Annotated in this window: 23 protein-coding genes; 12 read left to right on the top strand and 11 right to left on the bottom strand. The window is 64.5% G+C overall.

Features of this window, described 5'->3' with window-relative positions:
* The first annotated feature begins 14 nt into the window (after positions 1-14).
* Positions 15-401, top strand: coding sequence for a CopM family metallochaperone (gene copM / locus NKH50_RS09715; protein ID WP_352878261.1), 387 nt, complete (start codon positions 15-17; stop codon positions 399-401).
* Between the two features lie 109 nt (positions 402-510).
* On the top strand, positions 511-1356 hold the full coding sequence (locus NKH50_RS09710) for an aldo/keto reductase (protein WP_352878258.1): 846 nt from the start codon (positions 511-513) through the stop codon (positions 1354-1356).
* A 74-nt stretch (positions 1357-1430) separates the two neighbouring features.
* Here the strand turns inward: NKH50_RS09710 and mutS are convergent, their stop codons facing one another.
* A complete protein-coding gene (gene mutS / locus NKH50_RS09705) occupies positions 1431-4079 on the bottom strand; it encodes a DNA mismatch repair protein MutS (protein ID WP_352878568.1) in 2649 nt (882 codons plus the stop codon).
* 202 nt (positions 4080-4281) lie between these two features.
* On the opposite strand from mutS, the gene NKH50_RS09700 reads away from it, so the two are divergent.
* A complete protein-coding gene (locus NKH50_RS09700; RefSeq protein ID WP_254816156.1) occupies positions 4282-6561 on the top strand; it encodes an NADP-dependent malic enzyme in 2280 nt (759 codons plus the stop codon).
* A 183-nt stretch (positions 6562-6744) separates the two neighbouring features.
* Here the strand turns inward: NKH50_RS09700 and NKH50_RS09695 are convergent, their stop codons facing one another.
* Positions 6745-7737 carry an adenosine kinase gene (locus NKH50_RS09695; protein WP_352878255.1) on the bottom strand — a complete coding sequence of 331 codons (993 nt, stop codon included), beginning with the start codon at positions 7735-7737 and terminating at the stop codon, positions 6745-6747.
* Positions 7738-7946: 209 nt separating this feature from the next.
* Between NKH50_RS09695 and NKH50_RS09690 the strand changes: the two genes are divergently transcribed.
* Together NKH50_RS09690 and NKH50_RS09685 are read left to right on the top strand one after the other, a co-directional pair.
* A complete protein-coding gene (locus tag NKH50_RS09690) occupies positions 7947-8837 on the top strand; it encodes a DMT family transporter (RefSeq protein WP_502906848.1) in 891 nt (296 codons plus the stop codon).
* An 83-nt stretch (positions 8838-8920) separates the two neighbouring features.
* Entirely contained in the window at positions 8921-9616 is a 696-nt protein-coding gene (locus tag NKH50_RS09685) for a sulfate transporter family protein (RefSeq protein ID WP_352800297.1), read from the top strand.
* Here NKH50_RS09685 and NKH50_RS09680 read toward each other — a convergent pair.
* The 4 genes from NKH50_RS09680 to NKH50_RS09665 form a co-directional block, all read right to left on the bottom strand.
* Positions 9613-10611: a proline racemase family protein gene (locus NKH50_RS09680; RefSeq protein ID WP_352878249.1), complete on the bottom strand. Its 999-nt coding sequence runs from the start codon at positions 10609-10611 to the stop codon at positions 9613-9615. The genes NKH50_RS09685 and NKH50_RS09680 overlap by 4 nt on opposite strands.
* 14 nt (positions 10612-10625) lie before the next feature.
* Positions 10626-11429 (bottom strand): isocitrate lyase/PEP mutase family protein, encoded by an 804-nt coding sequence (locus NKH50_RS09675; RefSeq protein WP_352506934.1) that lies wholly within the window; start codon positions 11427-11429, stop codon positions 10626-10628.
* Positions 11430-11506: 77 nt separating this feature from the next.
* Positions 11507-12364, bottom strand: coding sequence for a hypothetical protein (locus NKH50_RS09670; protein ID WP_352878246.1), 858 nt, complete (start codon positions 12362-12364; stop codon positions 11507-11509).
* A gap of 75 nt (positions 12365-12439) precedes the next feature.
* Positions 12440-12850 carry an SRPBCC family protein gene (locus tag NKH50_RS09665; RefSeq protein WP_254816146.1) on the bottom strand — a complete coding sequence of 137 codons (411 nt, stop codon included), beginning with the start codon at positions 12848-12850 and terminating at the stop codon, positions 12440-12442.
* Positions 12851-12931: 81 nt separating this feature from the next.
* On the opposite strand from NKH50_RS09665, the gene NKH50_RS09660 reads away from it, so the two are divergent.
* Entirely contained in the window at positions 12932-13516 is a 585-nt protein-coding gene (locus NKH50_RS09660; RefSeq protein ID WP_352738676.1) for a TetR/AcrR family transcriptional regulator, read from the top strand.
* Positions 13517-13542: 26 nt separating this feature from the next.
* Here the strand turns inward: NKH50_RS09660 and NKH50_RS09655 are convergent, their stop codons facing one another.
* From NKH50_RS09655 to NKH50_RS09645, 3 genes are all read right to left on the bottom strand, one after another.
* Positions 13543-14199 carry an HAD family hydrolase gene (locus NKH50_RS09655; RefSeq protein ID WP_352738674.1) on the bottom strand — a complete coding sequence of 219 codons (657 nt, stop codon included), beginning with the start codon at positions 14197-14199 and terminating at the stop codon, positions 13543-13545.
* On the bottom strand, positions 14199-14684 hold the full coding sequence (gene dut, locus NKH50_RS09650) for a dUTP diphosphatase (RefSeq protein WP_254816143.1): 486 nt from the start codon (positions 14682-14684) through the stop codon (positions 14199-14201). Before dut ends, NKH50_RS09655 begins: the two co-directional genes overlap by 1 nt.
* Positions 14685-14768: 84 nt before the next feature.
* Entirely contained in the window at positions 14769-15239 is a 471-nt protein-coding gene (locus NKH50_RS09645) for an Lrp/AsnC family transcriptional regulator (protein WP_254816142.1), read from the bottom strand.
* Between the two features lie 115 nt (positions 15240-15354).
* On the opposite strand from NKH50_RS09645, the gene NKH50_RS09640 reads away from it, so the two are divergent.
* Together NKH50_RS09640 and NKH50_RS09635 are read left to right on the top strand one after the other, a co-directional pair.
* Positions 15355-15570, top strand: a complete 216-nt coding sequence (locus tag NKH50_RS09640; protein ID WP_023717932.1) for a DUF6356 family protein — start codon at positions 15355-15357, stop codon at positions 15568-15570.
* 172 nt (positions 15571-15742) lie between these two features.
* Positions 15743-17116 carry an amidase gene (locus NKH50_RS09635; protein ID WP_352878565.1) on the top strand — a complete coding sequence of 458 codons (1374 nt, stop codon included), beginning with the start codon at positions 15743-15745 and terminating at the stop codon, positions 17114-17116.
* Here NKH50_RS09635 and NKH50_RS09630 read toward each other — a convergent pair.
* Complete coding sequence (locus NKH50_RS09630; RefSeq protein ID WP_352878241.1) at positions 17110-18186, bottom strand: NAD(P)/FAD-dependent oxidoreductase; 1077 nt, start codon at positions 18184-18186, stop codon at positions 17110-17112. The genes NKH50_RS09635 and NKH50_RS09630 overlap by 7 nt on opposite strands.
* A 116-nt stretch (positions 18187-18302) precedes the next feature.
* Here NKH50_RS09630 and NKH50_RS09625 point away from each other — a divergent pair, with 116 nt between their 5' ends.
* The 3 genes from NKH50_RS09625 (at position 18303) to NKH50_RS09615 (ending at position 21500) form a co-directional block, all read left to right on the top strand.
* On the top strand, positions 18303-18893 hold the full coding sequence (locus NKH50_RS09625; protein WP_352702454.1) for a TetR/AcrR family transcriptional regulator: 591 nt from the start codon (positions 18303-18305) through the stop codon (positions 18891-18893).
* A gap of 4 nt (positions 18894-18897) precedes the next feature.
* Complete coding sequence (locus NKH50_RS09620) at positions 18898-19824, top strand: haloalkane dehalogenase (protein ID WP_352878238.1); 927 nt, start codon at positions 18898-18900, stop codon at positions 19822-19824.
* An 86-nt stretch (positions 19825-19910) separates the two neighbouring features.
* Positions 19911-21500: a peptide chain release factor 3 gene (locus NKH50_RS09615; RefSeq protein ID WP_352878235.1), complete on the top strand. Its 1590-nt coding sequence runs from the start codon at positions 19911-19913 to the stop codon at positions 21498-21500.
* A gap of 171 nt (positions 21501-21671) precedes the next feature.
* Here the strand turns inward: NKH50_RS09615 and NKH50_RS09610 are convergent, their stop codons facing one another.
* Entirely contained in the window at positions 21672-22145 is a 474-nt protein-coding gene (locus tag NKH50_RS09610; protein ID WP_352878232.1) for a VOC family protein, read from the bottom strand.
* A 291-nt stretch (positions 22146-22436) separates the two neighbouring features.
* On the opposite strand from NKH50_RS09610, the gene ilvD reads away from it, so the two are divergent.
* The gene (ilvD, locus tag NKH50_RS09605) at positions 22437-24281 is read left to right on the top strand and encodes a dihydroxy-acid dehydratase (protein ID WP_352878229.1); all 1845 of its coding nucleotides are present in this window, start codon (positions 22437-22439) and stop codon (positions 24279-24281) included.
* Positions 24282-24307: the final 26 nt, after the last annotated feature.

The following is a 24307-nucleotide window of genomic DNA, read 5'->3' as shown; positions in this document are numbered from 1 at the left end:
AAAGGAGACGATGAATGACCTTGGCCAAGAAGATCGTGCTGCTGATGATGGCAGCGGGAATGCTGCTTGCTGTTTTCCTCGAAAGCGTTCCGGCACAAGCCGAGGAGATGAAGCACGACATGGGCGCAATGGGCGCGCAGAGCCCCTCGACCGAGGGCTACAAGGCGGCGATGGACAAGATGCATACCGACATGATGGCAATCGAATATTCCGGCAATGCCGATGTCGATTTCGCCCGCGGCATGATCCCGCATCACCAGGCGGCCATCGATATGGCCAAGATCGAGCTCGCCAAGGGCAAGGATCCGGAAATCCGCAAGCTGGCGGAAGCAGTGATCGCCGCGCAGCAAGCCGAGATCAAGCAGATGCAGGACTGGCTCGCCGCCCATCCGGTGAAGTAGGCGTCACGCTGTCGGGGAATCCGGGCGAGAGGCTTCACCTGGATTTCTGCTTCACCTGGATTTCCCTTGGCGGCTATGGTGCTATCCGGGCCTCGGACTGGAGCATGCCATGGCATCGACGATAAGAACGACCACCCTGCCCTGCGGCGAGGCCGTGCCGGTGCTCGGCCAGGGCACCTGGAAGATGGGCGAGGACGGCCGCCGCCGTGCCGACGAGGCCAATGCCCTGAAGCTCGGGCTGGATCTCGGCATGACGCTGATCGACACCGCCGAAATGTATGCCAGCGGCGGTGCCGAGCAGGTGGTGGCGGAGGCCATCGCCGGGCACCGCGACGAGGTTTTCCTGGTCTCCAAAGTGCTGCCGTCCAATGCCTCGCGCGCCGGCGTGAAAAGGGCCTGCGAGAACAGCCTGAGGCATCTCGCCACCGACCGCATCGATCTCTATCTCTTGCATTGGCCGGGCAGCGTTCCTTTGATGGAAACGGTAGAGGCGTTCGAAGCGTTGAAGGCGGCCGGCAAGATCCGCCATTGGGGCGTCAGCAATTTCGATACCGATGAGATGGAAGAGCTGGTTCGGTTGCCGGCCAGCGGCAACGTCCAGATCAACCAGGTGCTCTACAATCTGTCGCAGCGCGGCGTCGAGTTCGATCTCGCCCCGTGGAGCCGGCAACGCGGCATGCCGCTGATGGCCTATTCGCCGGTCGATCAGGGGGTATTGGCGCGCAACGCCAAGTTAGATGCCATCGCCGCCCGCCACGGTGCGACGCCGGCGCAGATCGCACTTGCATGGGTGATGGCGCAGCAGGGCGTGATCGCCATTCCGAAGGCCAGTCGCCTGGAGCATGTCCGGCAGAATGTCGCGGCATTGGACATCGAGCTCACAAGCGAAGATTTCGCCGAAATTGACCGCACCTTCCCACCGCCGAGGCGGAAGTCGGGCTTGGCGATGATTTGAGGGTGAAGCTGCCAATCTCCCCCCTCGTGGGGAAGATTGGCCGTTTCGCCGACGCCGCTCCGATTGCAGAAGCCCTATTTCCCCAGCATCCCCTTCAATCTGTACAGCGCCTCCAGCGCCTCCCTTGGCGTCATCTCGTCGGGACTGATCTCCGCTAGCGCCAAACCCAGCCCATCACTCTTCGCCGGCTTCGACGCTTCCCGCTGCGCCGCCACAGAAAACAGCGGCAGGTCGTCGACCAGACGGTTGGCCTTGCCCGAGACCTCGCCGGCTTCGAGCTGGTGCAGCACTTCCTTGGCCCGGCCGACGACGGCTTCCGGCAGGCCGGCCAGCCGCGCCACCTGGACGCCGTAGGAACGGTCGGCCGCACCCTTGCCAACCTCGTGCAGGAAGACCACGTCGCCTTCCCATTCCTTGACCCGCATGGTGACGTTGTGGAGCCGTGTAAGTTTCCCGGCCAGCGCCGTCATTTCGTGGAAATGCGTGGCGAAGATCGCCCGGCAGCGGTTCTTCTCGTGCAGATATTCGACCGCCGCCCAGGCAATCGACAGGCCGTCGAAAGTGGCGGTGCCGCGGCCGATCTCGTCGAGGATGACCAGTGCGCGCTCGCCTGCCTGGTTGAGGATCGCCGCCGTCTCGACCATCTCGACCATGAAAGTCGAGCGGCCGCGCGCCAGGTCGTCGGAGGCGCCGACCCGCGAAAACAACCGATCGACGACGCCGATATGGGCTGATGCCGCGGGCACGAAAGAGCCGGTCTGGGCAAGGATGGCAATCAGCGCGTTTTGCCTGAGGAAGGTCGACTTGCCGCCCATATTGGGGCCGGTCAGCAGCCAGATCGCGCCGGTCTTGGCATCGCCTTGCGGCGACAGATCGCAATCATTGGCGACGAACGGGCCTTCGCCGGAACGCCGCAGCGCCTGTTCGACCACCGGGTGGCGTCCGCCCGAAATCTCGAAGGCAAGGCTCGCATCGACCAACGGCCGGCACCAGGTCTCGCTCTCGGAAAGCAAGGCAAGTGCGGCCGAAACGTCGAGCACGGCGAGCGCTTCGGCGCCGGCACGGATCCTGTCGGCGTGGCCGACCACTTGCGCCGTCAGCGCTTCGAAAGCGGCAAGCTCGATCGCCAGCGCCCGGTCGGCCGCGTTGGCGATCTTGGTTTCCAGCTCGGCGAGTTCGGTGGTGGTGAAGCGCATGGCGTTGGCCATGGTCTGGCGATGGATGAAGCGCGCCCTGGCGCCGTCGCTGCCGGTCATCAGCGCATGATGATTGGCGGTGACTTCGATATAATAGCCCAGCACATTGTTGTGCCTGATCTTCAGCGAGCGGATGCCGGTCTCGTCGATCAGCGAGCGCTCCAGCCCGGCGATCACTTTTCGCGACTCGTCGCGCAACGCCCGCATCTCGTCGAGTTCGGCGTGGTAGCCGCCGCGGACGAAGCCGCCGTCACGCTTGAGCAACGGCAGCTCGTCGCTCAGCGCCTGCGCCAGATGCGCCGCCAGTTCATTGGGCAGCGCCTTGATAGCTCCCAATGCCGCGGCCAGTTCGCCCGGCAAGGCGATTTGGCCGAACAGTTCGGCGATGGCGCCGGCCGCTTCGAAACCGGCGCGCAGCGCGCCGAGGTCGCGCGGGCCGCCGCGGTTGAGCGCCAGCCTGGACAGCGCGCGCGGCATGTCGCCAACGCTTTTCAGGCTTGCCCGCACCGCCTGGCAAAGGCGCGTCTCGGAGCGGAAGAACGACACCGAGTCCAGCCTTGCAGCGATTGCCGCCGGATCGGTCAGCGGCGCCATCAGCCGGTCGGCGAGCAGCCTTGCGCCGCCGCCGGTCACCGTGCGGTCGATCGCCTTGAACAGCGATCCGTCGCGGCTGCCGGACAGCGTGCGCAGCAGTTCCAGATTGGCGCGCGTCGCCGGGTCAATGAACAGCGTCGAGCCCTGCTCCTCGCGCTCCGGCCGCGACAGCGGCGGCCGCTCGGCTTTCTGCGTCTTTTCGACATAGGCGATGACGCCTGAGATCGCCGACAGCTCGGCGCGCGAAAACGAGCCGAAACTGTCAGGGGTCGCCACCTCGAAGAAGCGGGCGATGCGGCCGGCGGCCGAAGCCGAATCGAACAGCGACGGCGGCTGCGGGCTGGCGACGCGGCCGAGCACGTCGAAGACCGGTTTCAGCTCCGGGTCGTAAAACACCGGCTCGGCGACGATCAGCTCGCGCGGGTCGACGCGGAAGACATCGGCGAGCAGCCGGTCGGCGGTGGTCTCGGCGACGCGGAAGACACCGGTCGAGATCTCGATCCAAGCCAAGGCAAAGGAATGCTCGGCCCCGCCCTTGACCCGTCCCAGCGCCATCAGAAAACTCGATTCCGACGGCGCCAGCAATTTGTCTTCGGTGATGGTGCCTGGCGTTACCAGCCGCACCACGTCGCGGCGCACCACCGATTTGCCGCCGCGCTTCTTGGCCTCCGCCGGATCCTCGATCTGCTCGCAGACGGCGACGCGGAACCCCTGTCCGATCAGCTTCTGCAGATAATCGTCGGCGGCATGCACCGGCACGCCGCACATCGGGATGTCGAGCCCCTGGTGCTTGCCGCGCTTGGTCAGCACGATACCGAGCGCCCGGCTTGCTTTCTCGGCGTCGTCGAAGAACAGCTCGTAGAAATCGCCCATGCGGTAGAACAGCAGCGAATCCGGGTTCGCCGCTTTGATCTCGATATACTGCTCCATCATCGGCGTCGCCGGCGCGAAGGCCGGCTTGGCATTGTCGCTTCGAATGGGCGTCTCGTCGTTCAAGAAGCTGCTTCCAAAATTTTCCAGGCCATGCTTGGCGGTTTACAGCGGCGAAGTGTAGCCTTAATCCCGAACCTTCCACAAAAGAAAGCATGCGCACCCATCTCAAGCGGTGCCGTACGGGCGAGGAACCGAAAGCATCATGGCCAAGAAATCCGAAAGCAACGGGCCCTCCGTCAGCGCCCAGGAGGCATTGGAATTCCATGCCATGGGGCGGCCGGGCAAGCTGGAGATCGTCGCCACAAAACCGATGGCGACGCAGCGCGATCTCAGCCTCGCCTATTCGCCGGGCGTCGCCGTGCCGGTTCTCGCCATTGCCGAGGATCCGAGCCGCGCCTTCGACTATACGGTTCGCGGCAACATGGTCGCCGTCATCTCCAACGGCACCGCTATCCTCGGCCTCGGCAATCTCGGCGCGCTGGCCTCGAAGCCGGTGATGGAAGGCAAGGCGGTGCTGTTCAAGCGCTTCGCCGATGTCGATTCCATCGACCTCGAGGTCGATACCGAGGATGCCGACGAATTCATCAACTGCGTGCGCTTTCTCGGCCCCTCCTTCGGCGGCATCAACCTCGAGGACATCAAGGCGCCGGAGTGCTTCATCATCGAGCAGCGGCTGCGCGAGCTGATGGACATCCCGGTCTTCCATGACGACCAGCACGGCACCGCCATCATCTCGGCCGCCGGCCTGATCAACGCGCTGGAAATCACCGGCCGCGACATGAAGACCACGAAAATGGTCTGCAACGGCGCCGGCGCTGCCGGCATCGCCTGCATCGAACTGATGAAGGCGATGGGCTTTGCGCCAGAAAATATCATCCTGTGCGACACCAAGGGCGTCGTCTTCCAGGGCCGCACCGAAGGCATGAACCAGTGGAAATCGGCGCACGCCGTGAAAACCGGTGCGCGCTCGCTGGCCGAAGCGCTGGACGGCGCCGACGTGTTCCTCGGCCTCTCGGCCAAGGGCACGCTGACCACCAGGATGGTGCAGTCGATGGCCAAAAACCCGATCATCTTCGCCATGGCCAATCCCGACCCCGAGATCACGCCGGAGGAGGTCGCCGAGATCCGCACCGACGCCATCATGGCGACGGGGCGGTCCGACTATCCCAACCAGGTCAACAACGTGCTTGGCTTCCCCTACATCTTCCGCGGCGCGCTCGATGTGCGGGCGACCACTATCAACGACGACATGAAGATCGCCGCGGCCAAAGCGCTCGCCGAACTGGCGCGCCAGGACGTGCCCGACGACGTCGCCGCCGCCTATCAGGGCATGCGGCCGAAATTCGGTCCAAACTACATCATCCCGGTGCCGTTCGATCCGCGCCTGATCTCGGCGATCCCCATCGCGGTCGCCAAGGCGGCGATGGACTCCGGCGTCGCCCGCAAGCCGATCCTCGATCTGGACCGCTACGCGCAGGAGCTTTCCGCCCGCCGCGACCCGATCGCATCGACGCTGCAGCGCATCTACGACCGGGTGCGCCGCCAGCCCAAGCGCATCGTCTTTGCCGAGGGCGAGGAGGAGCAGGTGATGCGCGCCGCCGTCTCCTATGTGAACCAGCGGCTCGGCACCGCCATCCTGCTCGGCCGCGACGACATCATCAAGGAAAACGCCAGGAACGCCGGCATCGACCTCGGCAAGCAAGGCATCGAGATCATCAATGCGCGGCTGTCGCGGCGCAACTCGGTCTACGCCGACTATCTCTACGAGCGCATGCAGCGCAAAGGCTTCCTGTTCCGCGACTGCCAGCGGCTGATCAACAACGACCGCAACCATTTCGCCGCCTGCATGGTGGCGCTGGGCGATGCCGACGGCATCGTCACCGGCGTCACCCGCAACTATTCGACGGCCCTCGACGACATCCGCCGCGTCATCGACGCAAGGCCCGGCCACTGCGTCATCGGCGTGTCGATCGTGCTGGCGCGGGGTCGCACCGTGCTTGTCGCCGACACCGCCGTGCACGACATGCCGAATGCTGAACAGATCGCCGACATCGCCGAGGAGGCCGCCGGCTTTGCCCGCCGCATGGGCTACGAGCCGAGGCTCGCCATGCTCGCTTATTCGACCTTCGGCCATCCGCAGGGCGAGCGCTCCGAGCGTGTCCAGGAAGCGGTGCGCATCCTCGACAAGCGCCGCGTCGATTTCGAGTATGACGGCGAAATGGCCGCCGACGTGGCGCTCAACGCCCGCGCCATGGCGCAGTACCCGTTCATCAGGCTGACCGGCCCGGCCAACGTGCTGGTGATGCCGGCTTTCCACTCGGCCTCGATCTCGACCAAGATGCTGCAGGAACTCGGCGGCTCTACCGTCATCGGCCCGCTGCTGGTCGGCCTGAACAAGCCGGTTCAGATCGTCTCGCTCAATGCCAAGGACTCAGACATCGTCAATATGGCGGCGATCGCGGCGTATAGCGCGGGAGCTTGAGGAGCACGTAGCGGCACCTCTTCCTTCTCCCCTTGTTGTGGGAGAAGGTGTCGCCGAAGGCGACGGATGAGGGGTGCTCCAGCTTGGCTCGGACGGCATTCCTTCCAACACCCATCATCTGTCTCGGCGCTGCGCGCCGATCCACCTTCTCCCACAAGAAGGGGAGAAGGAAGAGGCGCCGCGCTACAGCAGTCCCGCCTGTTCGGCCTCGTGGCGCAAATTCTGCCTTGGCCTCGGGCCGATCTGCTGGATGACCAGCCCGGCCGCCAGCGAGCCGAGGTCGCCGCACGCCTTCAGGCTGCGGCCTTGCGTGTAGCCGTAGAGGAAGCCGGCGGCGTAGAGGTCGCCGGCGCCGGTCGTGTCGACCAGCTCGCGGATCCTGGTCGCCTCGATGGTGACGGTCTCGTCGCCGCGCACGATCACTGAGCCCTTTTCCGAGCGGGTGACGGCGGCGATCTTGCAATCCTTGCGGATCTGCGCCAGCGCCTCGTCGAAGGACGCGGTCTGGTAGAGCGACTTGATCTCGTGGCTGTTGGCAAAGACGATGTCGACGGTGCCGGAGCGCATGAGATCGAGGAACTCGTCGCGGTAGCGGTCGACGCAGAACGAGTCCGACAGGGTCATCGACACTTCGCGCCCGGCGGCGTGGGCGAGTTTCGCCGTCTGCCGGATCGCTTCCTTGGCGCGCGGCGGGTCCCACAGATAGCCCTCGAAATAGGTGACCGCGGCGCCAGACGCCTTGTCGGCCTCGACGTCCTCCGGGCCGAGTTCGACGCAAGCGCCGAGATAGGTGTTCATCGAGCGCTCGCCGTCCGGCGTGACGAAGATCATCGAGCGCGCCGTCGGCGGTTCGCCGTTGAGCGGCTTGGTGTCGAAGGCGACGCCCTGGGCATGGATGTCGTGCGCGTAGATTTCGCCGAGTGCGTCGTTGGAGACCTTGCCGAAGAAAGCGGCGCGACCGCCGAAGGAGGCAACGCCCGCCGCCGTGTTGCCGGCGCTGCCGCCCGAGGCTTCGATGGCCGGGCCCATGCGGCTGTAGAGCAGTTCGGCGCGCCTCGTGTCGATCAAATTCATCGCGCCTTTGATGATGCCGTTGGTCTCCAGGAACGCCTCGTCGCACTGGGCGATAATGTCGACGATGGCATTTCCGATACAAAGCACGTCATAGTCCGGCATCAATTCATGTCTCCGCCAAAAAACCACCGGCTTTCTGCCACGCCGGGCGCGGGCGGGTCTAGCGGTTTGATGCGGCTTTGCCTAGCGGCGATCCGACGAATGTCAGCATAGCGACCATCGTTGGATGGCGGCCGAAGCATTTCCCGCGGGCCTGGCTTACAAGCATCGCTGAGATGAGCGATGCCCAGAGGTTCCAGCCGGCCATGTCCATGAAAACCGACACGAGGATCGAGCTGGTGCTGCTCGTCATATTGGCGGTGCTGTGGGGCGCATCCTACAGCTTCATCAAGATCGGCGTCGCGACGATCCCGCCGGTGACGCTGATCGCCGCGCGAACCCTGATCGCGGGTGGCATCCTGTTCGCCCTGATCCGCTGGCGCGGGCTGGTCTTGCCGGGTGAAGCCGCAAGCTGGCGCCGGTTTGCATTCCAGGCATGCCTGAACAGCGTCGTGCCGTTCACGCTGATCGCTTGGGCCGAGCGCTCGCTGGATGCCGGGCTGGCCACGATCCTGAATGCGACCTCGCCGATCTTCACCTTCTTGCTGACCGCCCTGATCACCCGCCATGAACCGGCGACCATGCGCAAGCTGTTCGGTGTCGCGGCGGGAATCGCCGGAATATGCCTCGTTGTCGGCGCCCCGGCGCTTGGCGGCCTCGGACAGCAAATATTGCCGCAACTTGCCGTGGTCGCGGCGACGATCTGCTACGCCGGCGCCGCCGTTTTCGGCCGCGGCTTCAGGGGGCTCGACCCGATGGTGCCGGCCGCCGGTTCGATGCTCTGCGGCGCCGCGATGCTGATCCCGTTGAGCCTTGCGTTAGACCGGCCATGGACCCTGGCGCCATCGACAGCTTCGGTCCTTGCGCTGCTCGGGCTTTCGGTGTTTTCGACCGCGCTGGCCTTCTCGATCTATTTCCGCCTCCTCCATACGCTGGGCTCCGTCGGCACCACCTCGCAAGCCTATCTGCGGGTGCCGATCGGCGTTGCTATCGGAGCCGTGTTCCTTGGCGAAAGCCTTGGTCCGAGCGCGTGGTGGGGAATGGCCCTGGTCGTCGTCGGCGTGGCGGCGATGACCATTCCCCAGGCGAAGGTCGCGCGCTAGGAAGCCGCGCTTGCGACTTGGGCGGTCTCCGCCTATTCGGAGATATCAGCCACGGGCATGTTTGACATGGAATTGGAAACGCCGTGATCCTCGACGCCGCCCGCGCCGCCCTGAGCCGGCTGTTCTCGCCCGAATTCCGTTCCGTGTTCGTGAAGACACTGGGGCTGACCTTGCTGGCTCTGGCAGCGCTGTGGTTCGGAATAAAGAGCCTGTTCGAATGGCTGGCCTGGCCGTGGATCGATGCATGGCTGCCCGCCCTTCCCTCCTGGGCCGGATGGCTGGGCGCCGTCGTCGCCGGCGTCGGCCTTGCGCTGGGGCTGGCGCTTTTTATCGCGCCGGTGACGGCGATCATCGCCGGCCTGTTCCTTGACGACGTCGCCGAAGTGGTCGAGCGCACGGACTATCCCAACGATCCGCCCGGCCGCGCCGTGCCGGCGCTGCGCTCGCTGGTGCTGGCGATCAGGTTCTTCGGCGTCGTCATCCTCGGCAACATCATCGCTCTGCTGCTTCTGCTGGTGCCGGGCATCAACATCGCCGCCTTCTTCATCGTCAACGGTTATCTGCTCGGGCGCGAGTTCTTCGAGTTCGCCACCATGCGCTTTCGCCCGGAGGCCGAGGCCAGGGCGCTGCGCAGAAAGCACGCGGTCACCGTATTCCTGGCCGGGCTGGTCGTCGCCGCTTTCCTGGCCGTGCCCCTGCTCAACCTTTTGACGCCGCTGTTCGCCGCCGCCATGATGGTGCATCTGCACAAGGCGATCTCGGCGCGGGAAGGGAGCTAGCGCAGCAGGAAACCCCTGCCCAGGTCATCATCGTCCTCGACGATGAATTCGGCCCGTCCTGAGTAATAGGCGCGGCCGCCGACGCGGGCGATGATGGCATCATGCGGCCCGGCTGTGGCCGTGCGTGCGACCGCGCCGGAAAAGCGCGAGCCGGCGATGCTCTCGAACAGCCGCGCCCGGCCAATCTCGATTTGCCCCTTGGCGTGCATGGCCGCCAGCCGCGCGGTGACGCCCGAGCCGGTCGGCGAACGGTCGACCTCGGCTTCGGCGAAAACGCAGATGTTTTTGGTCGGCGTATCGGAGAACGCATCCTGTCCGTCAGTCAGGATGGTGCCGTAGAGAAAGGCGAGATCGGCATGGTCGGGATGCGACAGCGGCAATTCGGCCTTCAGCTTATCGGTCAGCGCGGTCGCTGCATCGACGAAATCGCGCACCCGGTTCCTGCCGAATTCCAGCCCGAACTGGCGGCAGTCGGCGAGCGCATAGAAGGCGCCGCCATAGGCGATGTCAAAGCCGACCGGACCATAGCCCGGCAGCTCGATCCGCCGGTCGCGGGCGAACAGAAACGCCGGCACGCTTTCGAAGGACACCGCACCGGCCTTGCCATTCCTTACGTCCACAGAAGCCGAGATCAGCCCGCACGGCGCCTCGATGTTTACGGTCGTCAACGGCTCGCGTGGCGCCACCAGCCGCTCGTCGACGGCGTATCGGCCGAGCGCGACGATGGCGTGGCCGCACATCGTCGAATAGCCCTCATTGTGCATAAACAGCACCGCGAGGTCGGCGCCCGGCAGGTCGGGCTCCACCAGCAGCGCGCCATACATGTCGTAATGGCCGCGCGGCTCGAACATCAGGACCTTTCTGAGATGATCGAGATGATCGCGCACATAGGCACGCTTTTCGAGGATCGTGCCCTTGGGAATGTCAGGGTAGCCGCCGGTGACGATCCGCAGCGGCTCGCCGCCGGTGTGCATGTCGACGACGGTGAGGGTCATTCGCCGGGCCCGACCTAAGCTGACGATTTGGCAAACAGCGCCTGCAGCTTGCCGAACGGCATGGCGGCGCGGGTGAAGCCGAAGGTGCCATCCTGCTGGATCTCGCGCGCCGCGGTCTCCAGCATGCCGAAGGCGAAATTGGTGAGCCATGGACCGAGCGAGACGCGCTTTACCCCCGCCGTGGCCAGGTCGGCGATGGTGAAGCCGGGCCTGGCCATGACGTTGACCGGCTTGGTCAGCGCCGAGCAGACGGTTCGCACCATCTCGATGTCGCCCAGCCCCGGTGCATAGAGCACGTCGGCGCCGGCCTTCTCGAAGGCCTGCAGCCGCTTGATCGTATCGTCAAGATCGGGCTTGCCCCACAGGAAATTCTCGGCCCGCGCGGTGAAGACGAAATCGCGTTTCAGTGCCCGTGCCGCTTCTGCCGCCGCCGCGACGCGCTCGACGGCATGCGCAAAATCATAGATCGGCTTGTCGGGCTCGCCAGTATGGTCCTCGATCGAGCAGCCGGCGAGGCCAGCCGCCTCGGCGGCGAAGATGGTCTCGCCGGCACTTGTTGCGCTGTCGCCCTTGCCCTTTTCGAGATCGGCCGAAACCGGCAGCCCGGTCGCCGCCGACACTTCACGGCAATGATGGATCATCGCCTCGAACGTCACCGCACCATCGGGCAGGCCGCGCGAAAAGGCAAAGCCGGCGCTGGTCGTGGCCAGCGCCTTGAAGCCGAACGAAGCCAAGAGCTTGGTCGTCCCGACGTCCCAGGAATTGGCCATGACGAAGATCGAGGCATGCAGGTCGCGAAAAATCTTACCCTTGTCCATGGATGCTCCCCTCCAGTACAGAATGTGAGGCAAATTCTAGCTCGGCGGAAGGCGCCGGGCAAACAAATGCGGTTGGCTCAGAAGCGTTTGGCGTTGTCATCTGCCAATCGGTCCAGCGCATCGGAATCCTTGACGTAGCGCGAAGCATTTTTGTCCCAATGATAGGTGACGGAAATGTCGCGCGAAGACGCCTTTGGCGGCTGCTGGCCGTCGCAGCTTTCTTCTCCCGGTAGCGTCGCGTCGGTCACTGTGACCTTGATGGCTGCATAAGGCTGGCCGTCGGCGACCACCTGGAACGCCGCATTCTGTGTCCTCCTATGAGTGCAGAGGTTTTCGTCGAACGTATAGATCATGTCGATCAGCTCGAACCTGTCGTTGCGGACCATGATCTGCGGCGTGATCCCATAGCCCTGGCTCGAATTGAAATGCATGCTCATGCTGATGATAGCGTCGTCACCAGGCCCGATCGCCAGCTTGCCCGGATCGCGAAGATAGGTGATGCGGTCGACGGCGACATTGACCGCGTCGAGCAGCGCCGGCTTGCCGGTGATGTCGTAGAGTGCCAGCACGGCATAGCCCTCGGCGCTGTCAGGCGAGTCGCCAAGGTCGAACAGCATGGCCAGCCGCTCCTTGCCGCCGGCCTTGATGCCGAGCACGCCGGCGTTGGAAAGACCCGACGTCGCCGGCGGGGAGCCGCCGTAGTCCGGACCAGCGATGTGGCGCATCTCGATCGGCGTCGAACCCCGGAAAAAGCCGTCCTTGTCCGCGGCCAGATCGGGAATGACCATCCTGGCGAGGTCGAGATAGGTGACATCGCCGTGGCCGGGGACAGCGCTGCCGAGCTCCGGGAAACTGACGGCCTCGGCGCTGGCCGTCGTCCAAAGACAAGGCAGCAGCAGGCAGGCAAGGATGAAACGAACCAGCGAGAAGGCCATGCGCGCGCTCGTTATGTCGGGCGCGCGCAAGCTAGAGCATTTTGCGGCCAAGAGGAAACACCTGGCGTTACCCCGCTATGTTGGTTTGGCTTCGGTCGCCAAGGTCTGCTGGAAAACAGGAACCAGCTGATCCATGGCGGCTGCGAGCCACGCGCCGAGTTCGTCTGGCAGAGTGTCATGGATCCAGACCAGGCGGCTCCGGCCCTCGCCCTCGGCAAAGACCTGCATGGAGGTGTTATCGTGGGTGACCTCATCGCCGAGCCATCCCCACACGATGCGCCGGCTCTGCTCGTCGCGGGCGATGAGCCGCTCTCGCACAATCTTGCCGTCGGCGAAAGTAAGGGCCCGTACGTCGTCCTCATCCACCCTGCAGTCGACGAAAACGCCTGGGGCTATCCGTTGGGCGCCGCCGGCGAAGTCGCCGACCGTCGCCCACACGCTTTCCGGTGAAGCATCTACGATGATTTCCCTGACTATCGAAGCCATGTTCGCCTTTCCTTCATTAGTAGGTAGACCTGTCTGTCTACATATGGATGTATACAGACCTGTCTGCTATATAGTCAAGGCATGTCCGCAGCCCGAATCAACGATCGTCCCGAAAGTCTTGCGCGCCGTCGCATCCTCGATACGGCGACCGCGCTGTTTTCTCTGGAGGGGGTGCGCGCAGTCGGCATCGACCGCATCATCGCCGAGGCCGGCGTTGCCAAGGCGACGTTCTATCATCATTTCGCAGCCAAGGACGATCTCGTCCGCGCCTACATCGAGGAGCTCAGCAAGGGAGGACGGGCGGCAATCGCGCGCCTTGGCCGGCGGCCACCTCGCCCGATGATCCTTGCGATATTCGATCTCATCGCTGATGCGGCAGATCAGCCGGGCTACCGCGGCTGCCCGTTTCAGAACGCCGCTGCTGAATATCCCGACCCCAGCAGCCCGGTTCGCCAGGCGATCGATAAGCATCGTCACTGGAAGTGGGGTATCCTCAGGGATCTGCTGATCGCGGACGCAAATCCCGATCCGGACCGCACAGCGGACGCGCTAACGGTGGCGGCCGACGGCCTCCTTGTCGTCAGTCATCTCGACAGGCCGGCCAATCTGCGCAGCCTCATACGCGACACGGTCGACCGAGTACTTGGAGCCCCACGCCCGGTCTGAGACCGGATGCGCATGCAGCCTGCCGGTCAGTGGATCGGCACCAGCCCGGCCAGTTCACGCATGTCATCGAACAGGATGCCGCCAGCTTCGATCAGTCCATCGCGGTCGGAAAGCGGGTCGCCGTGGTAGGAATAGACGCGCATGCCGGCGGCGATGCCGGCTGTCGTCCCGGCGACGCTGTCCTCAATGACGATGCAGTCGGCGGGCGCGAAGCCCATCGTCGCTGCCGTATGCAGGAAGAGGTCGGGGAACGGCTTGCCGCGCGAGACCATGGTCGAGCTGAACAGCGCATGTTCGAACAGCGGCAGCAGCCCGGTCTGGCCGAGTGTGATGTGCATTTTCGACACCCGTGCCGACGAGGCGACGCAGGTGGCGATGCCGGCGGCGTGCACGGTTTCGATGAACTCGCGAACGTAGGGGATGGCCTCGACGCCATGTGCGAACAGGTCCGGCAGGCCGGCGTTCCAGCGCTCGACAAAATCGGCGCCAAGGCTGACGCCGGTCGCCTCGACTTCCTTCTGCACCGAGACCATGCTGCGGCCGGAGAAATACTTGCGACAATATTCGAAGCTGGCCGGAAAGCCTGCCGCGGTCAACCATTCGGCGAGGCGCCGATTGGCCAGGTTCTCGGTATCGACCAGAACCCCGTCGCAATCGAAGATGACGAGTTTGGGTATTTTCATCAAGCAGTGCCGGTCGATCCGAAGCCGCCCGAGCCGCGCGCCGTGCCGCCGGCCAATGTGCGCTCCTCGACGGTCGCCTGCGTTACCGGGGCGAAGACGATCTGGGCGATCCGCATGCCGCGCGTCACCGCGAAATCCTCGTCGCCGAGATTGATCAGCAGCACCTTGACCTCGCCGCGATAGTCGCTGTCGATGGTGCCCGGCGTGTTGAGGCAGGTGAGCCCGTGCTTGAAAGCGAGGCCCGAACGCGGCCGGACCTGGCCTTCGACGCCCTCCGGAATTTCCAGGACCAGCCCGGTCGGCACCAGCGCGCGCTTTCCGGGCAGGATCAAAAGCGGCCTGTCGTCGGGGACGGCGGCGCGCAGGTCCATGCCGGCGGCGCCCGAGCTCTCATAGGCGGGAAGCGGCAAGCCCTCGCCATGCGGCAGCCTGACGAAACCGACAGCCGGACCGATGACGGAGGTAGGATAAGGTGCTGCGCGCATAAGGCTGATCCTATCGTCGCGAACGCTGGTTCAGTCAACTCGGCGGCAATGCTATCAACGGCTTTCTTTCAGCGCAGTTCCGCCTCAGCGCAGTTCCATCGGAACGACCGTGGTCTCCTTGATCTCCTCCATGACGAAGGAGGCCGAAACGTCCGACAGCGCCACCTTGGCGATCAGCCGCTGGTAGAGCCGGTCATAGGCCTTCACATCGGCGACGCGGGCGCGCAGCACATAGTCGAGATCGCCGGACATGCGGTAGGCGCCGGTGATCTCGGCAAAGCCGGTCACCGCCGCCCGGAATCTTTGCAGCCAGTCGGGATCGTGGTTCGAGGTGCGGATCAGGATGAACACCGAAAGGCCGAGTCCGAGCTTGTCGGCGTCGACCAGCGCCACCCGACCGGTAATGACGCCGTCTTCCTCCAGCCGCTTGACCCGGCGCCAGCAGGCATTGCGCGACAGCGATATTCTTGCCGAGAGCTGGTCGACGGACAGCGTGCCGTCGCGTTGCAGCTCGGCCAGCAATCTCCGGTCAATTTCGTCGATTTCCGCCATCATGTGGGATGTTTGTCCCAAAATTTGGCTTTAGACAAGGACAATTTGAGACCGATGAACCTGATAGCCGTGGCAGGATATTCATCGCTGGCTCTTCATGCCGGCAGGAGGGATCGACATGACAGCACGGCTCGCAAGACTTTTCACCTCTCACCCGGCCGCGGTCGGCGAGAGCTATTTCGGCCATATGGCTTTCGCCGCATGGTTCTCGTCGCGATTGTTCATGGCGGCCTTTGCCGCGCTCATTCATGCTTTCTTGCCGTTTCTGTTCGAGACCACGGCAAGCGGCATCATCCGTGAGCTCTACGAACGGACGCATAACAGAGGACGGTAAGCCGTAGAGGTGCCGATCGCGGCGAGGCTGCTGGACAGCGCCGACGCTCAACGGATCCCGGCAGCGCAATCCCGATCAAGCGCCGCCGTCGTCGAAATACCGAGCCAGGCTTGAAGCCGCGCCGCAATCCGCCATTTTGAGGAGCGCGGCGCGATAGCCCGGAGCAGTCATGATGGATATCGTCTTTTCCTCGACCACCAAACTGGCCGCGGCCATCCGCGACCGTACGGTTTCCGCAATAGAAGTGCTGGACGAGCATCTGGCGCAGATCGACAGGCACAATGAGGCGGCCAATGCTGTCGTCACGCTCGACAGGGAGGGGGCTCGCGCTCGAGCGCAGAAAGCCGACGAAGCGCAGGCGCGCGGCGAGGCACTTGGGCCGCTGCATGGCCTGCCGTTCACACTGAAGGACACGCACGAAACCGCTGGCATGAGAACCACCGTCGGCTTCCCGGCCTTCGCCGACTATGCCCCGAGGGCAGACAGTTCGGTCGTTGCCCGGCTAAAGGCGGCAGGCGGCATACTGGTGGGCAAGACGAACGTGGCGACAATGCTCGGTGACTGGCAGTCGAGCAATCCGCTATTCGGCCGCACCGGCAATCCCTGGGATCTCCAGCGCACCGCCGGCGGCTCCAGCGGCGGTGCGGCGGCGGCGCTCAGCACCGGTATGACGCCGTTCGAGGTCGGCACCGACATGCAGGATTCGATCCGGCTGCCGGCCGCCTTTTGTGGCGTCTACGGCCTCAAGCCGACCGAGCACCGCGTCTCGCTCGCCGGCGCCTTCCCCGATCCAGGCGGGGCGCCGCGCAGCGTGCGGCTGATGTCCTGCCTCGGACCGCTGGCGCGCAGCGTCGAGGACCTGGCGCTCATCTACGGCCTCATTGCCGGCCCGGATGGAAGCGATACCGACCTTGCGCCGGTACCGGTCGAAACCATGCCGGAGCTGGACCTCAAAAATTTGCGCATTGCCGTCGCGCCGTCCTTTCCGGGCTTTCCAGTGGCCGGCGAGATCAGCGCGGCGGTCGAAAGTCTGGCAAAAGAGCTTCAGGCTGCGGGCGCCATCGTCGAGGAAGCCGAATTGCCGGAGCTCGACCTGCACGACGACCTGAAGCAGGGCGGCGTCCTGATCGGCATGATGCTGGAGGCGGCGCAGCCCGAACCACCGGAGAATCCGACGCCGGTCTCGCGCTGGTTCGAGGCGCTCGCCCGCCGCGACCGCTCCATCCTGGCATGGGAACGGTTCTTCGACGGTTGCGACGCCTTGCTGTGCCCGGTCGCCATGGTCACCGCCTTCCCGCATTGCGAGCCGGGAACGCCGATCGAGGTCGACGGCGAGAAGCAAAGCTACTGGATACTGCCGGCCTATGGCGCGGTGTTCAACTACAGCGGCCATCCGGCACTGTCGCTGCCCTGCGGACAGGATCGCGACGGCCTGCCCATCGGACTACAGCTTGTTGGCAAACGCTGGTCGGAGTCGCGCCTGCTCGGGATCGCCAGCGCAATCGAGCCGCTGGCCGGCGGCTTTCGCCGCCCGCCCGGTTATTGAGTAAACCGCGCCAGCCCGTAGGGATCAAGCAGCGGATCGCGCTCGCCGTCGAGGATTTCGTGGGCGGCGAACAGGCCGACGGCCGGCGCCAGCGTGATGCCGGAATGCATAACGGCGACGTAGACGCCGCCCGTGCCTTCGGCGCGGCCTGTGATGGGAAAGCCATCGACCGGCGTCGGCCGGTAGCCAATGGTGTGGAAATCGAGTTCCAGCCCATCCGCGCCGCGCAGCATCGCCTTCATCGCCGCAAACAGGGCGCGGGCGGTGGCCGCGGCATCCATGCCGGGATCGGCGCCGCCGAAATCCGAGCCGGCGATGACGCGGCCTTCCGCCGTCTGGCGCATATGCAGTCGGTCGCCGATCACCAGCCCGTTGAGCAGCTTTTCGTAGGGGCGCGAATGCACGATCAGGCCGGGTGGCGTCTCGATCGGCAGTTCTATTCCGGCTGTTGCCGCTAGTGCAGGAGAGCCGGCTCCGGCCGCGATCACCACCTCGTCGGCAGCAATCCGCCCGCCGGATGTATCGACGCCGGCAATCCTGCCGTTGGCCTGCACAAGCGCGGTCGCGGTAACTCCCGTCAGCAGCCGCGCGTCGCGCCGTCCGGCGTCGGCCAGCAGTGCTTGCGTGGCGGCGACCGGCTCGGCGACACCTTCCTTGGCGACATGAAGGGCGAAGTCGGGAAGTTCGGCCAGATTGGGCTCGATGCGGGCCGCTCCGGCACGGTCGACACGCTCGATGCCGTAGCCCCATAGGGAATGTTCGGCGGCATAGGCTTCAAGTTCGGCCGCGGGCAGGTCCCAGCACAGGCCACCGCACCATTGCAACGGGATGCCGGGCACCTCGTTCGCCAGCCGCGTCCATTCGGCCATAGCGCGAACGCGCAGCCGGAAGTACAGCTCTGGATTGCCCCAGCTGGCATTGATCCAGGCAAAGGAATTCGGCGTCGCAACGCCGCCGGCGCCGCTGCCGGCAATGACCGTCACCTTTGCTCCGGCTCTGGTCAGGTGCCAGGCGATGGAGGCGCCGATGATGCCGGTGCCGATCACGATGACTTGTCTCGCCGCTGCCATGCTTCACTCCTCGTTCCAACGCCACCACTGCGATGCCATTGCCCGTGGGTTCTGCCAAGAGCGCGCGGTATAAATATGCTTCTTGACTTTAATACGTACGTACGTATTGTGCCGACATGGCTAGACATTCACTTCGCGAAAAGCTTCTCGACGCCGGTTTCAAGACCATCTGGAGTTCCGGCTATTCGGCCGCCGGCGTACGCGACATCGTTGCCGCGGCCGATGCCCGTCCGGGGTCCTTCACCAATCATTTTGCCTCCAAGGAGGCGTTCACCGGCGAGGTGCTGGACCGCTATTTCGCCTATGTGAGCGGTTTGGTGGAGCAGGCCCTTGCCCGGGACGGCACGCCTCCGGTCGGGCGCTTGCGCCGCTATCTCGAAATCATCACGTCGAAGCTGGAGGCCCATGATTGGGCACGGGGCTGCATGATCGGCAATCTCAGCCTCGAGACGGCGGCTCACAGTGAGGCGCTGAGGCTGCAACTCGTCGCCATTTTCGAACGCTGGCGCAAGCCCTTCGCCGAATGCATCGCCGAGGGCCAGGCGGCCGGCGATATCACCGACGCATTCGATGCCGAGGACCTCGCCGATTTCCTTTTGAGTTCCTGGCAAGGCGCGATGCTGCGCATGAAGGTGGAGCGCAGTCCCGAACCGCTCGAGCGCTTCAAGAACATCGTCTTCAAAACAGTCTTCGCAAAAAGGAGCTGATCCGATGAACCCGAAATTCGAAAAGCAGCAATCCCGCACAATGCTGCGGCGGTCGCAAATCGCAGTACTCGATTCCACCATCTCCTATGTCGAGGCAGGCACGGCCGGCCCGACAGTACTCTTCCTGCACTGCAACCCGACGTCGTCCTACATCTGGCGCGACATCATCCCGCATGTGGCGCCATTCGGCCGCTGCATCGCGCCCGACCTGATCGGCTATGGCCGATCCGGCAAGCCGGATATCGACTATCGCTTCTTCGACCACGTCCGCTATCTCGACGCTTTTATCGAGACGCTTGGCATCACCGACATGGTGGTCGTCGCGCAGGACTGGGGCACCGCGCTCGCCTTCCATCTCGCCGCCCGGCGGCCGCAGCGGATCCTCGGCCTCGCCTTCATGGAGTTCATCCGCCCCTTCGAGAGCTGGGACGATTTTCACCAGCGTCCGCAGGCGCGCGAATTGTTCAAGGCAATGCGCACGCCCGGCGTCGGTGAGAAGCTTGTTCTGGAAGACAACGTCTTCGTCGAAAAGGTGCTGCCGGCTGCGATGCTGCGCACGATGAGCGATGAGGAAATGGCCTCCTACCGGGCACCGTTCCCGACACCACGATCGCGCAAGCCGATCCTGAGGCTGCCACGCGACCTGCCGATCGAAGGCCAGCCCGCCGATGTCGCCGCCATCAGTGAGCACGACCATCGGGCGCTCCGGGCTTCCTCCTACCCGAAGCTGCTTTTCTCAGGCGATCCGGGCGCCCTCGTCTCGCCGCAGGCGGCACGGGAATTCGCAGCCGGCCTAAAGAACTGCCGGTTGATCTATCTCGGACCCGGCGCGCATTATCTGCAGGAGGACCATGCCGACAGGATCGGTACCGCCATTGCAGAGTGGATTCCCGAGATAGCCTTCGAGAGCCATGCCCCCGAACCGGCGTGAGGCCGGGAGCGTGGCCACTCCGCCGGAGAGGTCGACAGCTCTGCACTCCGCTGCTAGAAGCCCGGCCTCACACGGAAATCCTGAAAATGTCCGAAACGATTACAGATGCGGTATCGCGCCGCCGCACTTTCGCGATCATTGCTCACCCCGACGCCGGCAAGACAACGCTCACCGAAAAGCTGCTTTTGTTTGGCGGCGCGATCCAGCTTGCTGGCGAGGTCAAGGCCAAGAAGGACCGCATCCAGACCCGGTCCGACTGGATGAAGATCGAACGCGAGCGCGGCATTTCGGTGGTCACCTCGGTGATGACCTTCGAATATGAGGACACTGTCTTCAACCTGCTCGACACGCCCGGCCACGAGGATTTCGCCGACGATACTTATCGCACGCTGTCGGCGGTCGACAGCGCGGTCATGGTCATCGACGCCGCCAAGGGTATCGAGCCGCGCACGCTGAAACTGTTCGAGGTCTGCCGGCTGCGGGACATCCCGATCATCACCTTCGTCAACAAGATGGACCGAGAAAGCCGCGACCCGTTCGACATCCTCGACGAGATCGAGCAGAAGCTGGCGCTTGATACCGCACCGATCACCTGGCCGATCGGCCGCGGCAAGACCTTTTCCGGGACCTACCATCTGGCACTGAATGCTGTGCGCAAGGGCGACGCCGAAAAGGAGCGCACGCCGGTCAACGGTCCCGATTCCAACCGCGTTGCCGGCCTGCTGCCGGAGAACGAGCGCGAGGCTTTCATCGAGGAGCTGGAGCTGGCGCGCGAGGCCTGCCGCCCGCTCGATCTGGAAGCCTTTCGCGAAGGCCATCTGACACCGGTCTATTTCGGCTCGGCGCTGCGCAATTACGGCGTGCGCGACCTGATCGAGGCGCTCGGCGCCTATGGGCCGCCGCCGCGCGCGCAGGAGGCCGACACGCGCAAGGTCGAGGCGACCGAGGACAAGATGACCTCCTTCGTCTTCAAGATCCAGGCCAATATGGACCCCAACCACCGCGACCGTATTGCTTTCGTCCGTGTCTGCTCCGGCAAGCTCGAGCGCGGCATGAAGGCCAAGCTGGTGCGCACGGGAAAGCCGATGAGCCTGTCGGCGCCGCAATTCTTCTTCGCCCGCACCCGCGTCACGGCCGACGAGGCGTTCGCCGGCGATGTCGTCGGCATCCCCAACCACGGCACGCTGCGCATCGGCGACACGCTGACCGAGGGCGAGGAGATCCTGTTTCGCGGCGTGCCGAATTTTGCGCCGGAAATCCTGCGCCGCGTCCGCCTCGGCGACGCGATGAAGGCCAAGAAGCTCAAGGAGGCGCTGCATCAGATGGCCGAGGAAGGCGTCGTGCAATTGTTCTCGCCGGAGGACGGCTCGCCGGCCATCGTCGGCGTCGTCGGCGCCCTGCAGCTCGATGTCCTGAAAGAGCGGCTGAACTTCGAATACACACTGCCGGTCGATTTCGAGATGTCGCGCTTTTCGGTCTGCCGCTGGATCTCCGCCGACAAGGCCGAGCTCCAGCGCTTCATCGAGGCGCATCGCGGCGACATTGCCCGCGATCTCGACAACGATCCGGTGTTCCTCGCCCAGCACGCCTTCTCGCTCAATTACGAGGCCGAGCGCTGGAAGGCGATCCGCTTTGCGGCGGTAAAGGATTATCAGGTCCGCGACAGAGCGGCCTGATGCGCCCCTTCCCTTGTCCCCTTCTTGTGGGAGAAGGTGTCGCCGAGGGCGACGGATGAGGGGTGTTCCAGGAACACCAACGTCTCATTCCGTCCAGCACCCCTCAACCGTCTCGGCACTTCGCGCCGATCCACCTTCTCCCACAGGGGGAGAAGGAGAGATCGCGTTCGTTCACCCTTTCGCTGCCTCTTCGATCTTGGCGATGTCGATCTTGCTCATCTGCATCATCGCCTGCATCACCCGGCCAGCCTTTTCCCTGTCGGGGTCCAGCAGCAGCTTGGGCAACTGCTCGGGAACGACCTGCCAGGAGAGGCCGAACTTGTCTTTCAGCCAGCTGCACTGGCTGGGCTCGCCACCGCCCGCGATGAGCCTGTCCCAGAAATAGTCGACCTCGTCCTGCGTCTTGCAGTCGATGGAGAGCGAGACTGCCTGGGTGAACTTGAATTGCGGCCCGCCGTTGAGCGCCTGGAACTGAACGCCGTCGAGCTCGAATGAGACCATCAGCACCTTGCCCTCATTATCGCCGCTGCCCTTGGGCCAGCGCATCACGCTCAGCACCTTCGAATTCTTGAAGATGGAGATGTAATGGTTCATGGCCTCCTCGGCCTGGTCGTCGAACCACAGGCAGGGGGTGATCTTTTGCATTCTCTTGCTCCTCTCGGACTGGTTTTGGCTTTGTTTTCACTCGCAAAACGGCCGGCTGGCGATTGATGGCCGACCCCGCCGTCTGCCCAAGGACGCTCAAGCGAAACCCGATCCGACAGCACCTCTGACTTTTTTACGGCCTGGACCGGCTGCGTCTTTGGCTGGCGCTCGTTCCGCGCCCTGGCGCAGCGCAAAATTGTGGCCAGACCAGAGCTTGGCGTCTATAAGGCCTGCGGCTCAATTCCGGTTTTCCGCGCCTGTGCGGCGCGAGCAGACAGCAAGGACAGTTCAATGCCCGCCTACCGTTCCCGCACCACCACCCATGGCCGCAACATGGCCGGCGCCCGCGGCCTTTGGCGCGCCACCGGCATGAGGGATTCGGATTTCGGCAAGCCGATCATCGCCGTGGTCAATTCCTTCACCCAATTCGTGCCCGGCCATGTCCATCTGAAGGACCTAGGCCAGCTGGTTGCCCGCGAGATCGAAAAGGCCGGCGGCGTCGCCAAGGAATTCAACACCATAGCCGTCGACGACGGCATCGCCATGGGCCATGACGGCATGCTCTATTCGCTGCCGTCGCGAGAATTGATCGCCGACTCGGTCGAATACATGGTCAACGCGCATTGCGCTGACGCCATGGTCTGCATCTCGAATTGCGACAAGATCACGCCGGGCATGCTGATGGCGTCGCTTCGCCTCAACATCCCGACCGTCTTCGTCTCCGGCGGACCGATGGAGGCAGGCAAGGTGGTGCTCGCCGGCAAGAGCCAGGCGCTTGACCTGGTCGACGCCATGGTCGCGGCCGCTGACGACAAGGTGTCCGACGAGGACGTCAAGATCATCGAGCGATCGGCCTGTCCGACCTGCGGCTCGTGCTCGGGCATGTTCACCGCCAATTCGATGAACTGCCTGACCGAGGCGCTCGGTCTGTCGCTGCCCGGCAACGGCTCGACGCTGGCGACGCATGCCGACCGCAAGCGGCTGTTCGTCGAGGCCGGCCATCTGATCGTCGATCTCGCCCAGCGCTATTACGAGCAGGACGACGACACCGCGCTGCCGCGCAGCATCGCGTCGAAGGGCGCCTTCGAGAACGCCATGACGCTCGATATCGCCATGGGCGGCTCGACCAACACCGTGCTGCACATCCTCGCCGCGGCACATGAGGGCGAGGTCGACTTCACAATGGAGGACATCGACCGGCTGTCGCGGCGGGTGCCGGTGCTGTGCAAGGTGGCGCCGGCCAAGGCCGACGTCCACATGGAGGACGTCCACCGCGCCGGCGGCATCATGGCGATCCTCGGCCAGCTGGATAGCGCCGCGCTGATCAACCGCTACCTGCCGACGGTGCACACCGCCAGCCTCGGCGAGGCGCTCGACCACTGGGATATTTCGCGCACGAGCAGCCAGAACGTCCGCGACTTCTTCCTCGCGGCACCCGGCGGCGTGCCGACGCAGGTCGCTTTCAGCCAGGACCGCCGCTGGGACGATCTCGATCTCGACCGCGAGACGGGCGTCATCCGCTCGGCCGAACATCCTTTCTCAAGGGACGGCGGCCTTGCCGTGCTGAAAGGCAATCTCGCGCTCGACGGTTGCATCGTGAAGACGGCCGGTGTCGATGAATCGATCCTGAAATTCACCGGCCCGGCAAGAGTGTTCGAAAGCCAGGACGCCAGCGTCAAGGCGATCCTGTCGAACGAGATCAAGGCCGGCGATGTCGTCGTTATCCGTTATGAGGGCCCGCGCGGCGGCCCCGGCATGCAGGAAATGCTCTATCCGACCAGCTATCTCAAATCGAAGGGCCTCGGCAAAGCCTGCGCACTGATCACCGACGGTCGTTTTTCCGGCGGCACCTCCGGCCTGTCGATCGGCCACGTCTCGCCGGAAGCGGCTGAAGGCGGGCTGATCGGGCTGGTCAGGGAAGGCGACACGATCGAGATCGACATCCCCAACCGCACCATCAGGCTTGCTGTCGACGACGCCGAACTCGCCGCCCGTCGCGCGGCGATGGAGGCCAAGGGACCAACTGCCTGGAAGCCCGAGGAAAAGCGCAAGCGCAAGGTGACGACGGCCTTGCGCGCCTATGCGGCGATGGCGACAAGTGCCGCCAAGGGGGCGGTGCGGTATGTGCCGGAATAGGCATACTCTTCAAAGGGGTAACGATA

The sequence above is a fragment of the Mesorhizobium sp. M1027 genome (genome assembly GCF_040318745.1).
Lineage (GTDB): Bacteria > Pseudomonadota > Alphaproteobacteria > Rhizobiales > Rhizobiaceae > Mesorhizobium.
This window is presented reverse-complemented; position numbering and strand designations above follow the sequence as displayed.

Bases quoted from the DNA above. Each gene is read 5' to 3' on its own strand.
- copM (WP_352878261.1), top strand. From the start codon at position 15: ATGACCTTGGCCAAGAAGATCGTGCTGCTGATGATGGCAGCGGGAATG.
- NKH50_RS09710 (WP_352878258.1), top strand. From the start codon at position 511: ATGGCATCGACGATAAGAACGACCACCCTGCCCTGCGGCGAGGCCGTG.
- mutS (WP_352878568.1), bottom strand. From the start codon at position 4,079: ATGATGGAGCAGTATATCGAGATCAAAGCGGCGAACCCGGATTCGCTG.
- NKH50_RS09700 (WP_254816156.1), top strand. From the start codon at position 4,282: ATGGCCAAGAAATCCGAAAGCAACGGGCCCTCCGTCAGCGCCCAGGAG.
- NKH50_RS09695 (WP_352878255.1), bottom strand. From the start codon at position 7,737: ATGCCGGACTATGACGTGCTTTGTATCGGAAATGCCATCGTCGACATT.
- NKH50_RS09690 (WP_502906848.1), top strand. From the start codon at position 7,947: ATGAAAACCGACACGAGGATCGAGCTGGTGCTGCTCGTCATATTGGCG.
- NKH50_RS09680 (WP_352878249.1), bottom strand. From the start codon at position 10,611: ATGACCCTCACCGTCGTCGACATGCACACCGGCGGCGAGCCGCTGCGG.
- NKH50_RS09675 (WP_352506934.1), bottom strand. From the start codon at position 11,429: ATGGACAAGGGTAAGATTTTTCGCGACCTGCATGCCTCGATCTTCGTC.
- NKH50_RS09670 (WP_352878246.1), bottom strand. From the start codon at position 12,364: ATGGCCTTCTCGCTGGTTCGTTTCATCCTTGCCTGCCTGCTGCTGCCT.
- NKH50_RS09665 (WP_254816146.1), bottom strand. From the start codon at position 12,850: ATGGCTTCGATAGTCAGGGAAATCATCGTAGATGCTTCACCGGAAAGC.
- NKH50_RS09660 (WP_352738676.1), top strand. From the start codon at position 12,932: ATGTCCGCAGCCCGAATCAACGATCGTCCCGAAAGTCTTGCGCGCCGT.
- NKH50_RS09655 (WP_352738674.1), bottom strand. From the start codon at position 14,199: ATGAAAATACCCAAACTCGTCATCTTCGATTGCGACGGGGTTCTGGTC.
- dut (WP_254816143.1), bottom strand. From the start codon at position 14,684: ATGCGCGCAGCACCTTATCCTACCTCCGTCATCGGTCCGGCTGTCGGT.
- NKH50_RS09645 (WP_254816142.1), bottom strand. From the start codon at position 15,239: ATGATGGCGGAAATCGACGAAATTGACCGGAGATTGCTGGCCGAGCTG.
- NKH50_RS09640 (WP_023717932.1), top strand. From the start codon at position 15,355: ATGACAGCACGGCTCGCAAGACTTTTCACCTCTCACCCGGCCGCGGTC.
- NKH50_RS09635 (WP_352878565.1), top strand. From the start codon at position 15,743: ATGGATATCGTCTTTTCCTCGACCACCAAACTGGCCGCGGCCATCCGC.
- NKH50_RS09630 (WP_352878241.1), bottom strand. From the start codon at position 18,186: ATGGCAGCGGCGAGACAAGTCATCGTGATCGGCACCGGCATCATCGGC.
- NKH50_RS09625 (WP_352702454.1), top strand. From the start codon at position 18,303: ATGGCTAGACATTCACTTCGCGAAAAGCTTCTCGACGCCGGTTTCAAG.
- NKH50_RS09620 (WP_352878238.1), top strand. From the start codon at position 18,898: ATGAACCCGAAATTCGAAAAGCAGCAATCCCGCACAATGCTGCGGCGG.
- NKH50_RS09615 (WP_352878235.1), top strand. From the start codon at position 19,911: ATGTCCGAAACGATTACAGATGCGGTATCGCGCCGCCGCACTTTCGCG.
- NKH50_RS09610 (WP_352878232.1), bottom strand. From the start codon at position 22,145: ATGCAAAAGATCACCCCCTGCCTGTGGTTCGACGACCAGGCCGAGGAG.
- ilvD (WP_352878229.1), top strand. From the start codon at position 22,437: ATGCCCGCCTACCGTTCCCGCACCACCACCCATGGCCGCAACATGGCC.